Annotated in this window: 13 protein-coding genes; all 13 read left to right on the top strand. The window is 44.7% G+C overall.

Annotated elements, in window-relative coordinates:
* Positions 1-548 precede the first annotated feature (548 nt).
* The 13 genes from IPL34_RS20640 to IPL34_RS20580 all read left to right on the top strand — a co-directional run bounded on the left by IPL34_RS20640 (position 549) and on the right by IPL34_RS20580 (position 18,497).
* On the top strand, positions 549-1,079 hold the full coding sequence (locus IPL34_RS20640; protein ID WP_296843418.1) for a hypothetical protein: 531 nt from the start codon (positions 549-551) through the stop codon (positions 1,077-1,079).
* A gap of 154 nt (positions 1,080-1,233) precedes the next feature.
* On the top strand, positions 1,234-2,439 hold the full coding sequence (locus IPL34_RS20635; protein ID WP_296843417.1) for a hypothetical protein: 1,206 nt from the start codon (positions 1,234-1,236) through the stop codon (positions 2,437-2,439).
* A gap of 21 nt (positions 2,440-2,460) precedes the next feature.
* Complete coding sequence (locus tag IPL34_RS20630; RefSeq protein ID WP_296843416.1) at positions 2,461-2,952, top strand: hypothetical protein; 492 nt, start codon at positions 2,461-2,463, stop codon at positions 2,950-2,952.
* Positions 2,953-2,960: 8 nt separating this feature from the next.
* A complete protein-coding gene (locus IPL34_RS20625) occupies positions 2,961-4,616 on the top strand; it encodes a portal protein (protein WP_296843415.1) in 1,656 nt (551 codons plus the stop codon).
* Positions 4,613-4,837, top strand: a complete 225-nt coding sequence (locus tag IPL34_RS20620) for a hypothetical protein (RefSeq protein WP_296843414.1) — start codon at positions 4,613-4,615, stop codon at positions 4,835-4,837. Before IPL34_RS20625 ends, IPL34_RS20620 begins: the two co-directional genes overlap by 4 nt.
* Positions 4,834-5,673, top strand: a complete 840-nt coding sequence (locus IPL34_RS20615; RefSeq protein ID WP_296843413.1) for a hypothetical protein — start codon at positions 4,834-4,836, stop codon at positions 5,671-5,673. Before IPL34_RS20620 ends, IPL34_RS20615 begins: the two co-directional genes overlap by 4 nt.
* 185 nt (positions 5,674-5,858) lie before the next feature.
* On the top strand, positions 5,859-6,800 hold the full coding sequence (locus tag IPL34_RS20610; RefSeq protein WP_366931117.1) for a phage capsid protein: 942 nt from the start codon (positions 5,859-5,861) through the stop codon (positions 6,798-6,800).
* Between the two features lie 13 nt (positions 6,801-6,813).
* Positions 6,814-7,251, top strand: coding sequence for a hypothetical protein (locus tag IPL34_RS20605; protein ID WP_296843412.1), 438 nt, complete (start codon positions 6,814-6,816; stop codon positions 7,249-7,251).
* 610 nt (positions 7,252-7,861) lie between these two features.
* Positions 7,862-10,099 (top strand): hypothetical protein, encoded by a 2,238-nt coding sequence (locus tag IPL34_RS20600; RefSeq protein WP_296843411.1) that lies wholly within the window; start codon positions 7,862-7,864, stop codon positions 10,097-10,099.
* 366 nt (positions 10,100-10,465) lie between these two features.
* Positions 10,466-11,017, top strand: a complete 552-nt coding sequence (locus IPL34_RS20595; RefSeq protein WP_296843410.1) for a hypothetical protein — start codon at positions 10,466-10,468, stop codon at positions 11,015-11,017.
* 12 nt (positions 11,018-11,029) lie between these two features.
* Positions 11,030-13,621, top strand: a complete 2,592-nt coding sequence (locus IPL34_RS20590) for a hypothetical protein (RefSeq protein ID WP_296843409.1) — start codon at positions 11,030-11,032, stop codon at positions 13,619-13,621.
* On the top strand, positions 13,621-15,990 hold the full coding sequence (locus IPL34_RS20585) for a hypothetical protein (protein ID WP_296843408.1): 2,370 nt from the start codon (positions 13,621-13,623) through the stop codon (positions 15,988-15,990). The genes IPL34_RS20590 and IPL34_RS20585 overlap by 1 nt, the downstream gene beginning before the upstream one ends.
* Positions 15,987-18,497 (top strand): hypothetical protein, encoded by a 2,511-nt coding sequence (locus IPL34_RS20580; RefSeq protein WP_296843407.1) that lies wholly within the window; start codon positions 15,987-15,989, stop codon positions 18,495-18,497. The genes IPL34_RS20585 and IPL34_RS20580 overlap by 4 nt, the downstream gene beginning before the upstream one ends.
* Positions 18,498-18,499 lie beyond the last annotated feature (2 nt).

Genomic DNA, 18,499 nt, shown 5'->3' with positions numbered 1-18,499 from the left:
TGGTTAACACGAGCTGTCACACTTCCCCTGAAAAGGCAGAGCAGTTTCTAGTCACACAGCAGCAATCAGACCAAAACCACGCGCCGAGCCACGGATTAGCCCTCAACCTGGATAGTGCTGCCATTGCACACGTATCACGCACACACGCATACATTACACAAGCGTTGTGTATTAGCGCACACATACCCACATTACATACTCATTGTGTAATCCCTGGGGTACGCACCCACGCCTCACACCCCACGGACCCAGCTCCCCTCACCCCAAGGTACCCCCCCTCTCTTTTCTGCCTCGCTGCGAGACCCCTACCCCCCAAAACTCACGCGAACCCTGCGCGACCCTAACACCCCCAAGATAGGCACCCATATCGACACACTCTAGACGCAGCGCAAGCAGCATAACACCAGACCCACCCTCGGCTGCGCGATTAGATAGGAGATGTATAACGGATTGCGCCACCGCAGGGACCGTGTTACCCTACCCATATGACGAAGGTAGTAGTGTTTAGTAGTTTGTTCCCGGAGTACACACGTAAGCCACCACAGTACATGAATGCGGAGACGAAGGAGCGCATACTACAGCTGTATGCTATAGGGCATCCCTTGAGTAAGATATGTCAGGACAGCAGCATGCCTTGCTATGGGACGATCTTGCGCCACCTGAAGGACGATGACGTGTTCAGGGGAGCGTTTGAAGAGGCGAGGGTGTTACGTGGTATACACTTCGAGGAGAAGGCGCTGGAGGCAGCGGAGAACGCGAGTGGGAAGGACGACACGGCGGCTGAACGGTTGAGGTTTGACGCGTACAAGTGGGCTGCCGCGACTAGTGACCAACAACGTTATGGCAACCGAACGACGATTGAGGGGAATGCAAGCAAGCCACTCGTGTTCACTGTAGTCACTGGCGTCCCCAGGAACGAGTACTTCGAGCAACCGGTGCTTGATGCTACGGGAATGCGCCTAGCCCCGCCTGAGGCAATCCTGGAGGCTCCAGGCGATGACGTAGACGTAGACACGGAACCTACCGAAGGCTCTACCCCTGAGGCTTCGCCGGACACAGCAGAGGTCAACAATGTCTAGACGAGTTGTAAAGATTGACGAAAACACTCCAACGCTGGTGTCTACAAACTATACTCCGCGCACCTTGCAAGCTGACTTACATCGTGAACTAAGAAGGTTCTCTGTCATAGTATGCCACCGCAGGTTTGGGAAGACCTTCTTTGCGCTAAACCATATGTTGAACCTCGCGCTGAACAGCTTGCTGCCTAAGCCACAGTTCGCATACATCGCTCCCACCTACTCCGCAGCGAAGAGAATAGTGTGGACGTACTTGCATCAGTTCCTAGAAAAGGTGCCAGGGGTACTGTTCAACGAAGCGGACCTAACAGCGATACTACCGCATAATAAGGCTAAGATAATGCTACTATCGGGGGAGAACTACAACTCCATCAGAGGGATATACTTGGACTACTGTGTGATGGATGAGGTAGCCGACATGTCACCACTTGTATGGCAAGAAGCAGTCCGACCGACTCTGTCTGACAGGGGTGGGGGATGTCTGTTCCTAGGGACACCACGCGGGAACAATCACTTCAAGGAGTGGTTCGACTACGCCTCAAGCGGCAAGAATACTGAGTGGTACGGCAAGATGTACAAGGCGAGTGAGACGAAGATAATACCTGACAAAGAGCTTGCGTCAGCGCAGGCTACGATGGATGACGCAACATACCAACAGGAATACGAATGCAGTTTCAGCGCGGGCATAGTAGGGGCGTACTTCGCGAAGATGATGGAGGAAGCACGTACTCAGGGGCGCCTGACCACGGTGCCGTACCAACGTGAGTTCCCGGTGATTACGGGGTGGGACCTTGGTGTGTCGGACAGCACCACGGTGTGGTTCGCGCAGCAGTTACCAGGGAAGTTGCACGTCATCGATTACTACGAGACCAGTGGTAGCGACATAGCCACCATCGTAGCCGACCTGCAGAAGAAAGGCTACGTGTACGACTACCACCTGCTACCGCATGATGCCAAGGCGCGGGACCTGTCCACAGGCAAGAGCATCGAGCAGCTACTCTACACACTCGGGGTGAGGAATGTACGTGTGGTGCCACGTGTAGGGCAGAAACGAGACAGCATCAACGCAGCACGCTTGCTACTCCCACGCTGCACCTTCGATGAAAAGAACTGTGCAAGAGGCCTACTGGCGCTCACTAACTACAAGCGGAAGTGGGACGACAAGACACAGAGCTTCGCGGACAACCCACTACATGACTGGTCGTCAAACGGCGCGGACGCGTTCCAGCAGCTTGCGATGGGGCTACGAGCACCAAGCACGTCACCGTACAGGTACGGCGGCGATACTGCTATGAATGGTGGGTATGGTGGCGGAAACGTTGACCTACGCGCTGAGACAGACTACAATCCATTTAGTATATAGAGATCATAGAAGGGGCAACTCATGAGCAGCGCACTTAATCCGATATCTGGTGTGTCGCAAGCAGCAGGCGACGCTACAGCTAGACTAACGAAGGCAACCAAGTCACTAGACTTCAGTGGTGATGAAAACGTACAGAGATACCTCAAGCAAGGACTGTTACAACAGAGCGAGGTTGACGCTATCACAAGCGGTGCGATGGCTCCGTATGTGGGTGGCGAAGATATACAGGACGAAACGCTGAACCCAGGTACTGAGACAGAACGCATGGTTACACATAACCCTGTTAAGACAATGGATGTAACACAGATGGAAGCTGCTGGTACCGCTGCAAAAGCTTCTATATATGATTTACTACGCAAGAAGCAAGCTGCCAATAAAGGCGCTAACGACTTCGCGAAACAGTACAACGACTATATCAGCATACTGAAGAGCAACAAGGACCTGATGAGACAGCGCGGGCTGCTTGAAGAGAACTTACAAGAAAAGAAGATGCTAGATCTAACTATCAGCTAGGAGCTTAAGTGGTTACTTACAATAAGAATGATAAAGAAGATATCGGACAAGACGAGTACGAGTCAGAGAACAGCGAGAAGAAAGCCTATATAAAGGCTATATGTGATCGTTTTGAGCGAGTACGTAGCGACAGATCCATATGGGAGAATCACTGGGCCGAAGCGTTCAAGTACATCATACCTCGTAAGGGTGCTGTCACCACTACACACGTAGCGGGCGACAAGTATGGGAACGAGTTGTTTGATACAACCGCGATCGCAGCGAACCAGTTGCTAGCTGGAGCACTCCACGGGAGACTAACGAACCCAGCTGCACAGTTCTTCGAGTTTACTACGAATGATCCACAGCTTGACGAGCAAGATGATGTACGTGCATGGTTGCAGATTGCTACTCAGCGTACACACGTAGTGCTGAACAGTTCTAACTTCCAGACAGAGACACACGAGGTCTACCTTGACCTTGGAGCTATCGGCTCAAGTTGCATGTTCATATCTGAGAATGATGATACGTTCGTACACTTCTCAGCGCGCTACATGAAAGAGATCTTCGTTGAAGAGAATAACCTAGGTCGCGTAGATACCGTCTATAGATTGTTCCAGTGGGACTTGCGACAAGTGGTGCAAGAGTTCGGTGAAGATTCACTGCCTGCTGAGTACTATCGTAAGTACGAGAAGGGCGACATGGACAAGTACGATATACTACATGTCGTGCGTCCACAGGACGATGAAGGCAAGAAGAAGTACTTCGCATATAAGTCATGCTACATACTGCTAGAATGTAAGCACCAGCTATCAGAGGGTGGCTTCGAAGAGTTCCCGTACGCGGTACCACGCTGGACCAAAACAACTGGTGAAGTATACGGCCGTGGTCCTGGTACTGAGATGTTACCAGACATCAAGATGGTTAACGAGATGATGAAGGCTGTCCTGCAAGGGGCACAGAAGGCGGTCAACCCACCACTTATGGTGTCTGATGACTGCGTGCTAGGTAACATACGCCTAACACCAAGCGGGCTAACTGTTGTACGCGATATCGAGCGCATACCAGTACGACCACTCATCACTGATACAAGGATAGACTTTGGATACCAAGCCGTGGATGATGTACGTAAACGTATACGTACAGGCTTCTACGTGGATCAGTTACAGCTTAAAGAAGGCCCACAGATGACTGCTACTGAGGTCATGCAACGGGCAGAGGATACGCTAAGTCTCATGGGACCTGTTATGGGTAGGCAACATCATGAGTACTTATCACCACTTGTCACACGTGTGTTTCGTATATGCTATCGCAAGGGCGTGTACCCGAAGATACCAGAGGCACTTCAGGGACGCGAAATTAGCGTAAAGTATTCTTCACTTGTAGCAAAGGCGCAACGTGCAAGTGAAGGCGTAGCGTTCACACGTGCGATACAGCAAGTAGCTCCGATACTACAGATGGCACCACAGTCTATGGATATAATTGATCCAGATGCAGCTATCCGTTACTTACTAACTGATGTTTACGGCTTGCCATATAAGCTACTTAGGGATAAGAACGAGATCAAGAAGATACGAACAGCAAAGGCTGAGCAGGCAGCGCAGATGCAGGCACAGCAACAACAAATGCAGCAAGCTGAGATGGCATCTAAGGTGCTACCAGCGGCTTCACAGGTAATGGGATGACAGAAACATATAGAGATTTAGTGGTGGCATACAAGCGCTTCTTTGGGACCGAAGAGGGCAAGCAGGTGTTGTATGACCTGATGAGCAGATATCACATATTACAAACACACAAGGGTGATGCCTTCGCTGAAGGGCAGCGCTCTGTCGTCGTTGAGATATTACACAAGGTTAATTTAACCGTAGAACAATTTGATCAATTATTAAAGGGTGAGACAGAATGAGTTTATTAAACGAGGGTACAAATGCTGATAGTTCTAATGGCGGTGGTTCTACTAATACAGATAGTGGCAGTGGGACTTCTACTTCTACCAATAGTGGGGTATCTACTTCATGGAAAGACAGCCTCCCAGAAGACATTCGTGGCCATTCTGCTATCGCTACTTTTGATGACCCTGCAACTTTGGCTAAGTCATACATTCATGCTCAAGGCTTGATTGGTAAGAAGGGTGTACTAGTTCCAGGCGAGAAGGCTTCTGATGATGATTGGAACTCTTTCTATGATTCTCTTGGTAGACCGCCAGTTGATAAATACGCATTAGATAATAGCAAAATAAACCTTGATCCAGCCGCACTTAAGGGCTTCTCTGAGGCATTCCATAAAGCAGGCTTACTTCCTAAGCAAGCACAGGCTATCATGGAGATGTATGTTGGTGGACAACAAGCCGACGTGCAAGCACAGCAAGCTGTAAAAGCTAAGATGGTTGAAGATAATAAAACCACACTTCAGAAGGAGTGGGGCGAAGGCTATCCTAAGATGATTAACGCTGCTGTAGCAGCCGCGAAGCGTGTAGGTGGCGATGGTTTCATCGAATACTTAGCTGAAAAGGGCCTAGATTCTGATGTACGTATTATCAAGACACTCGCTGAAGTTGGTAAGTTGCTTGGTGAGGATAAGTTCCGTGGTGAAGCAAACACTAAACTTGGTATGACTCCTGAGGAAGCACAACGCGAGATTAACGAGTTACAATCCCGTCCAGAGTACGGTGATCCATCACACGGCGACCATAAGAAGGTTGTTAACCGTGTAAGTGATCTATATCAGAAGCTATTTAGTTGACATAAACTCTAATAGTTTAGATAATAAAAGTAGGATAAGTCCATCTGGACCCCTGTCGTAGTGACGTGCGCTTGCGCACACGGAGAAGTCCGTCAAACTAGTAGGCCCCTTCGGGACAAGCCAACGAAATAAACTTTTATTATTTAATCTATAGTTAAGATGTACTCTTAACGGAGGATACCTATATCAACAGCGTAATAGAAACCTGGAGAGTTAAGCAGTTTACTGCTAACGTTTATCACTTATCACAACAGAAAGCTTCTGTACTTGCACCTTTGGTTCGTAAAGAAACATTCAAAGGAAACGCAGAGTACTTCGATCGTTTAGGAACAGCTGAAGCTATCGAAAAGACAGCTCGTAACAGCGATACACCTAACTTGGATATCGATCACTCAAGACGTATGCTTATCACTAAGAAATACGAATGGGCTACATTGGTAGACAAATGGGACAAATTAGAAAACATCCATAACCCAGAGTCTGAGTACGCTATTGCTGCTCGCAATGCTATGGGACGTAAGATGGACAGCATCATCATTGATTCATTGTTGGGCGTAGCACGCTCTGGTGAGTCAGGTGGAAGCTCTGTTATCCTACCAAACACACAGAAGTTAGCAGCTGTATCAGCTGGCTCACTATCTGGTCTAAATATCCAAGCTTTGCGTAAAGCAAAGTTCTTGTTGGATGACAAAGATGTTGTTGGAAAACGTTACATCGCTATCACACCAGCTAACCTTGAAGCTTTATTGACTCAAGTTGAAGTTACAAGCGCTGACTACAACTCTGTAAAAGCTCTTGTAAACGGCGAATTGAACACATTCTTAGGCTTCGAGTTTAAGGTTGTTTCTTCAAGCATTATGCCTCTTGCAGCTGCTTACAATGCATCTGTTTTCAAATACAGCACAACAACTGGTTTATACAACTCAGGTGGAACTGCTGTAGGCGCAACAAACATTTCTGCAATCGCTTTCATTGGCGATGGCGTGATCTGTGGTATGCATGAAAGCATGAGTGGTAGAGTTGACGAGCGTAACGACAAATCATACTCAGCACAAGTTTATGCATCTATGGACTTGGGCGGCGTTCGTATGGAAGAAGAAAAAGTTGTACAGATCGTTACAGCTTAATTAAGGAGATACAATGGCTGATTTATACGGAACAAATGCAGCAAAAGCTAACGAAGTACCATTAGTATTGATACCACAAGGTGAAAAAGACGGTGCTATGCACTTGGCTTACGACGAGTTCGTATTGTCTGGTGCTATCATCGGCGCAACCGATGTTATCAAATTGATGAAACTTCCAGCGGGTTCAATGATCCATAACGTAAAAGTTATTTGGACAGACCTTGGAACAACAGGCGCAGGCGTACTTGGTTTCGCAGACGATACCGATGCACTTGCACCATCAATGGACTTCACATCAGCTGGCCAATACCTAGCTGATTCAGCAGTTGCAACAAACGTTGGTTTATTCTCACGTTTGTCAGCTGAACAAGAAGTTATCCTATCTATGTCAGCAGCATCAACAGCTGTTGCAGGTTCGATTAAAGTTGTTGTAGAATACAGCAAACATTAATCTTTTCCTTCGGAGTAGGGGCTGGTCTAATAGGCTGGCCCCTATTTTTAAATATGGCAAATTTAATAGATATTGCAAATAAAGCATTAATACAGGTAGGCGCTAGGGTTATCAGTTCATTGACTGAGGACTGTAGAGAAGCCGCACTAGTTAACGCCATATTTATTATGAAGCGTGACGAGGTTCTTCGTGATGGTTGTTGGAACTTTGCCATAGTTCGTACGACACCTACACGAGAAGCTATTTGTAACATATCATCTTACTTGTACGCATACATTCTACCAGTAGATTGTGTGAAAGTACTAAGTATAGATGACGATGCGACCGACTATATAGTCGAAGGGCGCACATTATACACAAATTTAGATGAAATAGAATTAAGATACATATCTAACATCATTGCAGTAGAGTTCTGGGATGCTTCTTTCTGCGATGCTTTAGCACTTAGTATTGCTACAGAGATATGTTACTCTTTAACTAACAGTACAGAGAGAGCAGTTAAACTTTACGAGATGTATAGTGCATCAGTAAGGAAAGCGCGCTTCTTGGATAGTACTGAAGGTAAAGTACCAAGCATAATATCAGACGACTGGACGAATTCGAGGTTATAATGGCTCGTTATAGAAGCATAAAGAATGCTTTGTTTGGCGGTGAGATTAGTAACCAGGCACGTGGCCGTACTGATCTAGCTGTGTATGCACAGTCATGTGATAACCTTGAGAACGTGCTTCCACTACCAGCAGGTGGTGTTTATAAAAGACCAGGGACAAGGTATCAGCATTTATTTAGCGCTCCCCAGGGCAACAATGTTATTACACGAATAGTATATAATAAGAAAAACAATAAGTTTGTCTACTTTTACATGTCTGGCTACGATGGCAAAATAAAGCTACGTTATATACGCTGGATAGATGTTTCTGGCCGTTATGAATTTAGTGTAGAGACCGACTTGCAGACCGCTACAGGTAACACTTCTCTAAATTACTTCTTGCTAGAAAGCATGCAAAGCGTAGAGACTACCTTTGGTACTGTTATATGCAATGGTGCTAGTATGCCTCTTGTAGTAGATTGGTATACAAAGGAAATGTATATTGATGCTGGCGACATTACTCCCAACGTAGTTAGGATGAATCGCGTTCCATTTTTATATACAAATGTCTCAACTGGTGCCGACAATACATATGTAATTAGGCCTTTTATTAGCCTTATTGGTGGTCCTTATCGTATAAGTCAAAACGATTACTCTCCGCTTAAAATAGAGGTTGGTTCTATCTTTAAGGCATGGAATGGTGCCGCCTGGGGTTACTATAAAGCCAAAGCCATCAACATGAATGGTGGTTCTTACTACTATGCGTCCTGCGACTTAATAGCTGGTAGCGCCCCTGCGACTGATTATTCTACTCTATCTTGGGCACATTGTGCTTGGTCACCTTACTACGGCTATCCTCGCACATGCACTATTTTTGCTAATCGCTTGATCTTCGGTGGAACAGACAAAAATCCTAACTCTATTTATATTAGTTCTGATGGTGATACCTCAGTAATGTCTCGTGAAGATATTACTGACCCTGAGTTGGCTACTCTTAGCCCGCTATATCCTTTTACTCTTACGTCTAAATATACAGATTCTACAGAGCACCACTGGTCTAACAACTCAACTGATTTAATTTTTGGCTCCAAAGAGTTTGAGTATTTATATCCACTAAAGGACGCAACGTTAGGCTTTCAACCTGGCAATGTTAACTGCTTGCAGGTTTCTCGTAACGGCTCAGCTGTTATGGGTTCTGTTCGTGCTGGTGGTGAGATTGTCTTTTTAGGTAAAGATGGCTCTTCTTTTAATGGTTTCACTTACAACGATACTGAGAAGAGTTGGAAGGTACAAAACCTAAATACATTCTTCTCTGAGTTTCCTTCTTCAAGCGCATATAGCTCAGGTCTTACAACTAGATTGATTGATGCAACATACGACTCATCACGCAAGACAATGTGGTGCGTGGATGATCTAGGCAAAGTAGCGGCGCTTACTCGTGACAAAGACTTCGGCTTATCAATGTGGACTAGACACATACTTGGCACTAGTGGTGCTACCTGGACTAGTGGTATTGACCAGAACATGTGGTACGATGGCCGCGTGATGAACATTATCGCAATTAACGGTAGTGTCTACTTTGTAGTGATTCGCTGGAACTATGATACAGGTGCCTTTAACTACGTATTTGAAGTATTAGATGATGGTAAGTTTGCTCCCAAGGGTATTAATAAGTTTGACTTCTACAGTGCGGCTCTTCTTGATTGCCATGTTATAGGTAATCACGTGACTGATATAGTAGAGCCTATTTTCTTTGATCTAGAGGTAGTCTATAACGATGCCACTCCGCTGGGACACACGCACTGCTTATCAACCGATATTATCCCTTATGGTATAAGCTACACGTACGACTCAGTAGCAGACGATGATCGTTACCAAGTACTTAATCCACAGAACAACGTTGTATTCTTCAACGTATCTGGCTTTAACTATACATCTATTATTAAACCAGTACGCATGGAAGTCGCTTCGCCGGCTGGCAGTTCTCAGGGTTCTATCTGTAAGCACCATAAGCTTATGGTTCGCTTCGATCACACAATGGCTTGTAAAATAGGAGAAGCGTTAACAAGGTTAAGAGAAATTAACTTTAATACTTCTACTCAGCTACTGAGTGAAAGTGCTCCGGTCTATTCTGGTGAGCTTATACTACAACCCGAGTTCTCTTATTCCATCGATCGCGATGTTTACTTTGTATCTGACTCCCCGTTACCACTAGGCGTGGTAGCTATCGTTACAGAGGGAGTACAGTTTGATGGTTAAGTTACGCAACTACCGGATAGGTGATATCCACAAGATTGATGCCCGTCATGTGCACGCGGGCGAGACACCTAACGAGTTAGATTATAAGTATGGTTACACGATAGAAGCAAGCGATGGCCTAGTAGCCTGCCTTGGTCTATCTGTTAACCGAGAAGTATACTGCATATTTAGTGACCTAGTTAACAAGTACGCAATTACTACATACAAACTATGTAAGCAGATAGTAGAGTTGTTCCCAGAGGGCTTACGTATAGTTTGTTTTGTTAAGCAGGACTATGAGATAGGGCAACGCTTTGTTAGTCGTCTTGGCTTCAAAGATGAACAAGTATTGCTTGATAACTATAAAATGTATTCGAGAGGTAGACTATGCCATTCCCAATTCTAGCCGCAGCCGCTGCCATTGGTTCTCTAGCGAACGCTGCTGTCAGCATATACAGCGGTCATAAACAAGCTGATGCTGAAGAGGCCGCAGCCGCGAAACGAGCAGAGCAGGCAGAGATTAGTATCACTGAAACCAATCGCCGCATGGAAGAGAACTTTCTTATCATGCAACAGAACGAGGAAGACTTTGAGACCATCACTCAGCTACAAGCTTCTATGGGTGGCACTACTGATATCGGTCTAGGTGCGATGATTAAGTCACGTAAGATTATGGCTGATAATATCGATCGTATGCGTGAACAGGTAGCCTTTAAGAATAAGATGACTCGTATGGGTGTACAGAACGACTTGGACTATGTAGATCAAGCTGCAAGCTCCATGCGTATCAAGGGCTACGGTGCTTTGGGATCGGCTGCAAGTTCCCTATATAACATTAATAGTTCTACTGGCATTTTATCGAGTACTGGCAGCGCTGTTAGTGGTTTATTTAAAGGTAACCAAGACCACCTTTCACCAGAAGCGGCTTACGCATTTTAATAATGAGGTTTTATGAAACTACCTTTTGAGCGGGAACAATACAACGTAGACGCACCAACTGTGGGTCAGCAAGCACGCGCTGCTGAGACAAGCACACTAGCTTTTGCACAAACAGCAAACCAACTTAATCAGTCTGGACAGGAAATATTTGATACCGTCATTAAGGTGCAAGCTGATGATGAGGCTCGCATACGTGCGGATGACTTCAATGATAACTTACATAATCTAAAACAAACTCTAATTAATAATAGTGATGATGGTAATTATCGTAATGAGAAGTGGGAATATGAACAGGACACTGTATTTAATAGACCCAAAACAGTTACGGACAAGTTTTATGAGTTAGCGGAAAACTTACATAAAACATACAAAGAAGGGCTTAGTATGCCCTTATCCCGCGATTTATTTTCTCAACGTACACGCGATAACTTTCATACAAAACTTATGTCTATACGTGAGGATGAACTAAACTTACGTTATAATTCTATAAAGAAACAGACACAGTCAGAGATATTAGGTAATTCAAATAAACTAGCTAGTAATCCAAACATGCTTTTTTTGCACGATAAGTATGTATCCCTAGTAGATGGTTTAAAGAATAAGGTTATAAGCGGTGCATATTCTTTTGCTGAAGGTAAAGAGCTTACTTTACAGGCACGTCAAACAATGTCTGCTTCTACTGTAGAGGGCATGATTACTGCTATTAAACGCTTACCAAAACACGCTGATAGAAAAGCACGTGTTGATGACGCCTTTAAGCTCGTTATGGGTATCTATGATGGCAAGCCTAATTTTTTCGACCCCAATAATATCAATAAGCAAAAGGCCGACTTAGAAAAGGCCAACGAAGGTAAGTCACAAGAGACCCGCGATGTTGCCACACCTTTGTCTGGTATGCTTCACCCTACAGCTAAAGCTAACTTTGCACAGCAGTTGTTAGGCCTCGGTGCAGATTCCTCTAGATTAAGTACTGCGGATGACCGTCTAATGCTAAGTAATGGTCTTACTACAGCGCTACAAAAGGGCGTCCTACCAAACAAAGCAAAAGCGCAGGTACAAGAGGCTATTAATCGCTTACATCCAGCTGAAGAAGAGCCGCTTACTAATGCTAACGAAAAGAGCCGTTTAGATTTAGCGCAGCTTATTGGTGGGGCCACACGCACAACCGAATATTTTGTAAATACAAAATCAGGCCGTGATAAGATAGCCACACAAGGCATAACAAAGATACAGAAAGAGGCGCAAAAAATAGGCGGTCCTCTTGCTAATGCTACTATATCTCAAGATGCCGCATCGATGTTTGAGCAGAAAAACACCCAGATTACTAAATTACTTAGTGAAGACAGTGCCGCTGCTTTTAGTAATTTTGATAATGTTTCTGGTGTTGCTATATCTGGTAATGCTTACGAATTATTCAACTCAATTAATTTAAAGGGTAAGTCTTTTGCTACTGCGTTTTCTGGTAAAAATAACATAGCGCAAGCCGCCACCCGAGAACTAATGGAATCATCTATTAAGGCAGCGGTACCTATTCGCGTACTTCCTAAAGCAATATCTGAAAACCTTGGTCAGGCTATAGCTGGTGGTGATACCATACTTGCATCTGATATTATAACCAATATGCGCACACACCTAGAGCCTGGTGTGTTCTCTTCATACATTAAACAGATGGTGAATGATAAGAACTTACCCGATGACTTCTTGTATTTGGGTTTAATGGTTAATGACCCAGCATCACAGGAAGCGTTAATCAACTCTGTTATTCTACAGAAAGACCTTGGTAAACTTTTTGATAATACTTTTGGTAATGACTCTAAGGTCAAGGCTAATGATATAGCTGCTGCCGTGTCACTTCAGATACAGGGTACAAAAGAATTTACATCTGTGTTGTTTGATAATTCGTTTACAACAAAGTCTATGCTTGAACAGCAGAACGTAACAGCCGATTTTATTAAGCGCAGGGCTCAGCTGTATATGATTGAGCAACCAAGCTTAACTGCAACTGATGCCGTTACTAAAGCTATGCTTATTGTTAAGGATAAGTATATCACTGACAAAACACAAAGAATTATTTACCCAAAAGTATTAGAAGATGGCACCCGTATCACAGAAGATATGGTAGCGAAAATGTCCCCACATATTGACGATATTCGCAATAAGGTAGCGGCTGGTGCACTTGATAAGTATGTAGCACACACGCCATTCCCTGAGAGAGCTAAACAGCAGCTACGTAATGGCGCACTTATCATGATACGCCATCCACAGACTGGGCAGTTTGGTTTTGCATGGCAGATGTACGGCAATCTAGAAGGCACTGGGCAGGTGTACAAAACACTAGTTGGCAACGAGAAGGGTGAGATATTCTTTAAACCTATTAGAACTATTTGGTCCGAGTCTTTATTAAAGAAAGCCCCACCTAAGCCACCAACAAATAAGACTATTAATAAACATCGCATCCTAGATAAGGGTGGCGCTTCTGTCGCGCCAACAACAGAACGTAAACCTGCCTCGCCTACTAAGTGGCAGTGGAACTTCGGCTACGGTATGGGTGCTATGACCAGGGGTACACAAGTACCAGTAACTAAAGAGAAGGCTAAAAAATAATGGCTGACTTATTAAACACACCAGGTTTAACACCGTCGGGTACTTTTAAAGACACGCCTTACACCCCTACCGAAGGCGTGCCGATGACTTCAGGCTCACAAGAGTTTGCGCCGTACTACGGTCCTGGCTCATGGGGCGAGATGTTTCGCGCTCGTGCTTACGAGCAACTAGTAGAGAAGGGTCCTACTTCATCACTTTTTCGTTGGAGTACAGAGCAGTTTATTAACCAGATACAGCCAAAGGTATCTGCTGATGACTTAAATAAAACATACGCTGATATGGCTGATAAAGGTGTGTTCTTTACTGAGCCAATGGCTCCATCTGTTGCTCGTCTACGTGTTGAGCAACGTCGTAAAGAGTACGAGCTTAATCAGTGGATGGCACGTGGTCAGAGCAAATGGGGTTGGGGTAGCGAGATGCTTGCTGGTATGGCGCAGTCTCTTGATCCTATTAATATTGCTGTAGGTGCTGGTGTTGGTATGCTTGCTGGCCCTATCCTACCAGCTCTTAGGGGTATCAAACGTACAGCGGGTCTTATAGCACTCGAAACAGCTGGTAACTTAGCTGTTGATGTACCTACTTACATGCAGCTGAAGCGAGAGTTTACAGATCAGGGTATATTTGAAACTGCTATAGGCTCCGTGGGTGGTGGTATTCTTCAGGGGAGTATTGGTGGTTTATTTAAACCAAAAGTATTGAATACTATTCAAAAGATAGAAGCGCAGAAAGATATAAACATTCTTTCGCATAGTCCTGAGCAGACTAAGCAACTTGTAGCCGATACTATAAATAGTATAGAGGCTGGTACGTCTGTAGAGTTTGCTAATATTCGTTATCAACAACTTATAGGGGCAGAACTACAGCAGCCACACGTTCCTTACAAAGATATTACACATCCTAGTCAAACACCTTTTTATGGCGCTGAGGGTGGCTCACTAACTGATAGTCCGTATCTGGCCAATAACAAGGGTAACTTCAAAGAGTTCCAGATAGCAGAAGACGCGGTTGTATTAGATCCACGCGCTACCATTAAGGATAACGAATCATCAAAGTTTGCCTTAAACACTATACGTAAGGCACTTGGTTACGATGAGAGCGTTATCGAATCGCTTAAGAACACAAAAGCGGTAGAGCAGGGCTTGTCACTTGATGAGTATATCGATAGCGTAAATATTACCCGCGAACTTGATGGCGATGAGTTACTTGATAAGGCAACACTGTTTAAAGAAGTAGCACAAGAGCAGGGTATGGATGCTGTGATGACCACATACGAACGTGGTGGTCGCAAAATACACACACAGCTAGAAGTACTTAACCCAGAGAAGGTTGCACCTGTACAGGACTGGTTACATAATCCAGATATAAAAGATAGTAGACTTCCTAAGCTTGAGCCAATGGACTCTGCTCGTACTGAGGCTGAAGCACAGAAGATGGCTCTGGAAGTAATGGACGCCTCCCCTAAGATTGCTAAACTTAAGCCTGAGCAAGTAGCTGTCATAGTAAAAGAACGCGCAGCAAGTTCTGTGGCTGAGTTCAAGGCACTAATTACAAAGCTACGTTCTGATGAGTATTACTTGGCGCAGACCTGGGGCGAGTTTGAAACTAAATATAAAGATATTTTCACACGAGCACCTATAGGCGTAAGGCAACGTTTAAAAGATTTAGACATAGTACGCGATATGGAAACCGCTGCGGCTGAAGCTACACGCGTAGAAGCGTTACGTGATGTTATCCCTGACTATGCAAAGGGTACTTTTGTTGAGCTTACAGAGAAGTATGGTAGAGCTACGGCTAAGGTTATAGACGACTTACGTAATAACATACAAGACATGCACTTCGAGCGTGTAACAGGTGAAACAGTTAGTGCTATTGGTAGAAAAAGTATGCTTGCACCTGGCGCTAGCTTACGTAACTTGTATGATTTTCGTGGTAAGACTGACTTCACAAAAGAGTTCGGCGCTGAGTGGGGGCCTAAGATCCAGTCTATAATGGATGACCTTGTTCAACTTGAGACAAGGCAACTGGAAGTTATTACTACTCCGAAGGCTAAGGTTGATCCAAAGGTTGAGGCGATTGTAGGTGCTAAGGCTGATTACTATGATGAAGCAATGCCACCAGCTGCGGCTCCTCCTCCTGTAGAGTTTGAGGCTTTCGTACCACAAGTTGAAGTTCCTAAATCTAGATATGTTACTCCTGATGGTAAAGAGATAGAGGTACCAAAGATATCGCCTACACATAAGGCTGCTATAGAGGAAGTTATAGTGAAGTCTGAGGAGATGGCTGCGGTTGCTAAACGTCAAGAGATTGACACTAAGAAAATAAACAAAGTACTTCTTAAACTATTAGAGTGTACAGCGGGTGCCCAATGACATTTTGTAAAATAAAAGCTAAACAGTTGCTTGAGTCGCAGGAACTTTTCGTTAACGATGAGGTTCTGGATCAGATCGAGTTTACTGTAAATCGCATGAAAGCACAGGGTGTATCTGCTGCTGATATCACGGGCGACTACGCACTTAAAATTAGTAAGATTATAGAAAAGGAACAAGCACAGGATATTTTCGCGACTACTACTGCTCTTAATAAAGCCACCGAGATGGCTACTGATATGGTTAATATCATGGAGAAGACAGGTAGAAGCGCTGAGGCTGCACTTGATGACGTGTTAGTTGGTGGTAGTTTAATGCCTAGTAAGGGCGGCAATATCAGTGTGCGTGACATGTACGAGAACTTATACGGTAAGTTCACTAGTTTAGCCGTAGCTCGTATGGGTAAGAACGCTATTGATTTCCTACGCGATCCATCCGTGCGCAGTGATATGTACAAAGCCCTACATATTGTGCAGAGAGATCTACCAAAACCACCAGATCTACCTCAACACATATATGATCTAGCGCTTGGCATACAGGACGTACTTAACTACATGTTTGATGTTAAACACATGTATAATCCAAATATACAACGTCGTGCAGAATATTTAATTAAACCGTTGTACGATAAGAATAAAATAGCTGCCACTCCTCGCGAAGAGTTTATACAGGATATACTAGATCACGCCGTAAATAGGCTTCGTGATGAGCAGGGACAGCTTGATTTAGAAGCTGCTACTAAGTTTGCATCCTCTGTGTATGATAATTTAAAAGCAGGCAGACAGCTTGATACAGCATTTTTTAAACGTATTGGTGAGGCAAACGCAAAACGTCGCTCTGTTGTACCCAATGATTATATGAGCGCCGATTACTTACACGCGAAATATGGTGAGGCTGATTTTTATAGTGCCTTTGACACTCAAATAAAGTCATTCGCAAAGGACTCCGCTACACTAGCTAAGTTTGGGGAACCTTCCAAGTTTCTAGCTATGTTTAAACAGTTACTTGGCGACAAGTTACCTCCACACATTACTGGTAGATACATTGATGACCAGTTTTCAAAGTCTATTAATTTCTTCGAGGCTCCTAGTACACACTGGTTTGGTAAGTTTGCACGGTCTGCACGCCATTTAAACGTATCTAATTTACTATCGCGTTCAGCGCTTGCAGCGGTTGCAGATGCCCCTAAAACTGCACAAATTATACAGCAGTTTACAGGTAATTCTTTTGTACATGAGCTACAACGTTTTACAGTAGCCGCTCTATCCAACATAACAGATGAAGCAGAAAGAGCCTCTTTTGCGCAGTCTATGGGCTTGTTTGCGCGCAACTTCCAGATGGATGCTACCGAAAACTTTTATATAAAAGGCGATGGTGGTTTTGCAAAAGACCTTGCTGCTATAACAACTAAATGGGCAGGCGTTGATCGCCTTACGCGTTCTTATGAAACAGCCGCGGTATCTTTGGTTACACAAGCTACGTTTGATAATGCCCGCATTGGTTTTGATAATTTAGATGGTACAGTAAAAAATATGTACGCGGCACATGGTTTTGGTAGAGAGGAGATAGACCTCTTCGGCAAAATGGACCCTGATGTTGAGGCACATATTTCTACATTTGATATAGAACACATTCCACTTGAGCAGATTAAGTCATATGCAGTGGCGAAGAACTTGCCACAAGATTTAATCGATAATGATTTTGCTCTTAAGCAGGTACGTTTTGAGCTTGCTACTAAATACGGCGGCATGCTTACGGACGTGTCTAACCTGACCTCTGCAAGGCTCACACAACGAGAGGCGCTTGCTTTTCTTAGTATTACATCTAACTATGGTCTTCGCGAGGCTGCGAAGCTTGCCTTCCAGTTCAAGGGTGCAACTGTTTCCTACTTTCGTACAATGCGTGCTGCTTTTCTCAATAATAAGATGGAGCATGGGCTAGCTAGTGCATGGATGGGCGTTGCTCAGGTAACCACTACAGCTGTAATGCTCAATATGCTTGCTGAATGGGCGGCTGAGGTTTCCCGTGGTGAGACACCTTCGGACCCAACTAACCCACAGTTCATGGCAAAGGTTTCACAGAGAAGTTTGATACTTGGTCCTATTTTAACCGAGTTTGCCGCAAGCACCATTGATGAAGATGGCTTTAAAAAACGAATATCAGCTGGTGAATCTTGGCAGACATTAGGTCGCGCAGCCTTAGGTCCTACAGTTAGCCAAGGTGTTAACTTAACCACCGACTTCTACAACGCTCTTCGTGAGGGCTTTGGTTCAGACAAGGCTAACGCAAAGGCGCTTCGTTCAACACTCAATCTTGTACCTGGTGGTGCTCTTTTAAACAGAGTAGCACCGTTACCTGCCCCTCTTACGGACCTTATCTGGAAGCAATATGGGATTAATACACTACTTGAGTGGACACAGAACGGTTATCTAGACGATATGTCTAGACGTTTACGTGACCAAGCTGGACTTTTGGAAGCTAACCGCTCATACTATATACCTGGGAGATAATC

This window comes from Thiofilum sp., assembly GCF_016711335.1.
In the GTDB taxonomy this organism is placed as follows: domain Bacteria; phylum Pseudomonadota; class Gammaproteobacteria; order Thiotrichales; family Thiotrichaceae; genus Thiofilum.
Note: the sequence above shows the minus strand (reverse complement) of the source record. Positions and strands in the feature narration are given on the sequence as shown.

Coding starts and splice junctions, on each gene's coding strand:
- IPL34_RS20640 (WP_296843418.1), top strand. CDS start 549: ATGAATGCGGAGACGAAGGAGCGCATACTACAGCTGTATGCTATAGGG.
- IPL34_RS20635 (WP_296843417.1), top strand. CDS start 1,234: ATGTTGAACCTCGCGCTGAACAGCTTGCTGCCTAAGCCACAGTTCGCA.
- IPL34_RS20630 (WP_296843416.1), top strand. CDS start 2,461: ATGAGCAGCGCACTTAATCCGATATCTGGTGTGTCGCAAGCAGCAGGC.
- IPL34_RS20620 (WP_296843414.1), top strand. CDS start 4,613: ATGACAGAAACATATAGAGATTTAGTGGTGGCATACAAGCGCTTCTTT.
- IPL34_RS20615 (WP_296843413.1), top strand. CDS start 4,834: ATGAGTTTATTAAACGAGGGTACAAATGCTGATAGTTCTAATGGCGGT.
- IPL34_RS20605 (WP_296843412.1), top strand. CDS start 6,814: ATGGCTGATTTATACGGAACAAATGCAGCAAAAGCTAACGAAGTACCA.
- IPL34_RS20600 (WP_296843411.1), top strand. CDS start 7,862: ATGGCTCGTTATAGAAGCATAAAGAATGCTTTGTTTGGCGGTGAGATT.
- IPL34_RS20595 (WP_296843410.1), top strand. CDS start 10,466: ATGCCATTCCCAATTCTAGCCGCAGCCGCTGCCATTGGTTCTCTAGCG.
- IPL34_RS20590 (WP_296843409.1), top strand. CDS start 11,030: ATGAAACTACCTTTTGAGCGGGAACAATACAACGTAGACGCACCAACT.
- IPL34_RS20585 (WP_296843408.1), top strand. CDS start 13,621: ATGGCTGACTTATTAAACACACCAGGTTTAACACCGTCGGGTACTTTT.
- IPL34_RS20580 (WP_296843407.1), top strand. CDS start 15,987: ATGACATTTTGTAAAATAAAAGCTAAACAGTTGCTTGAGTCGCAGGAA.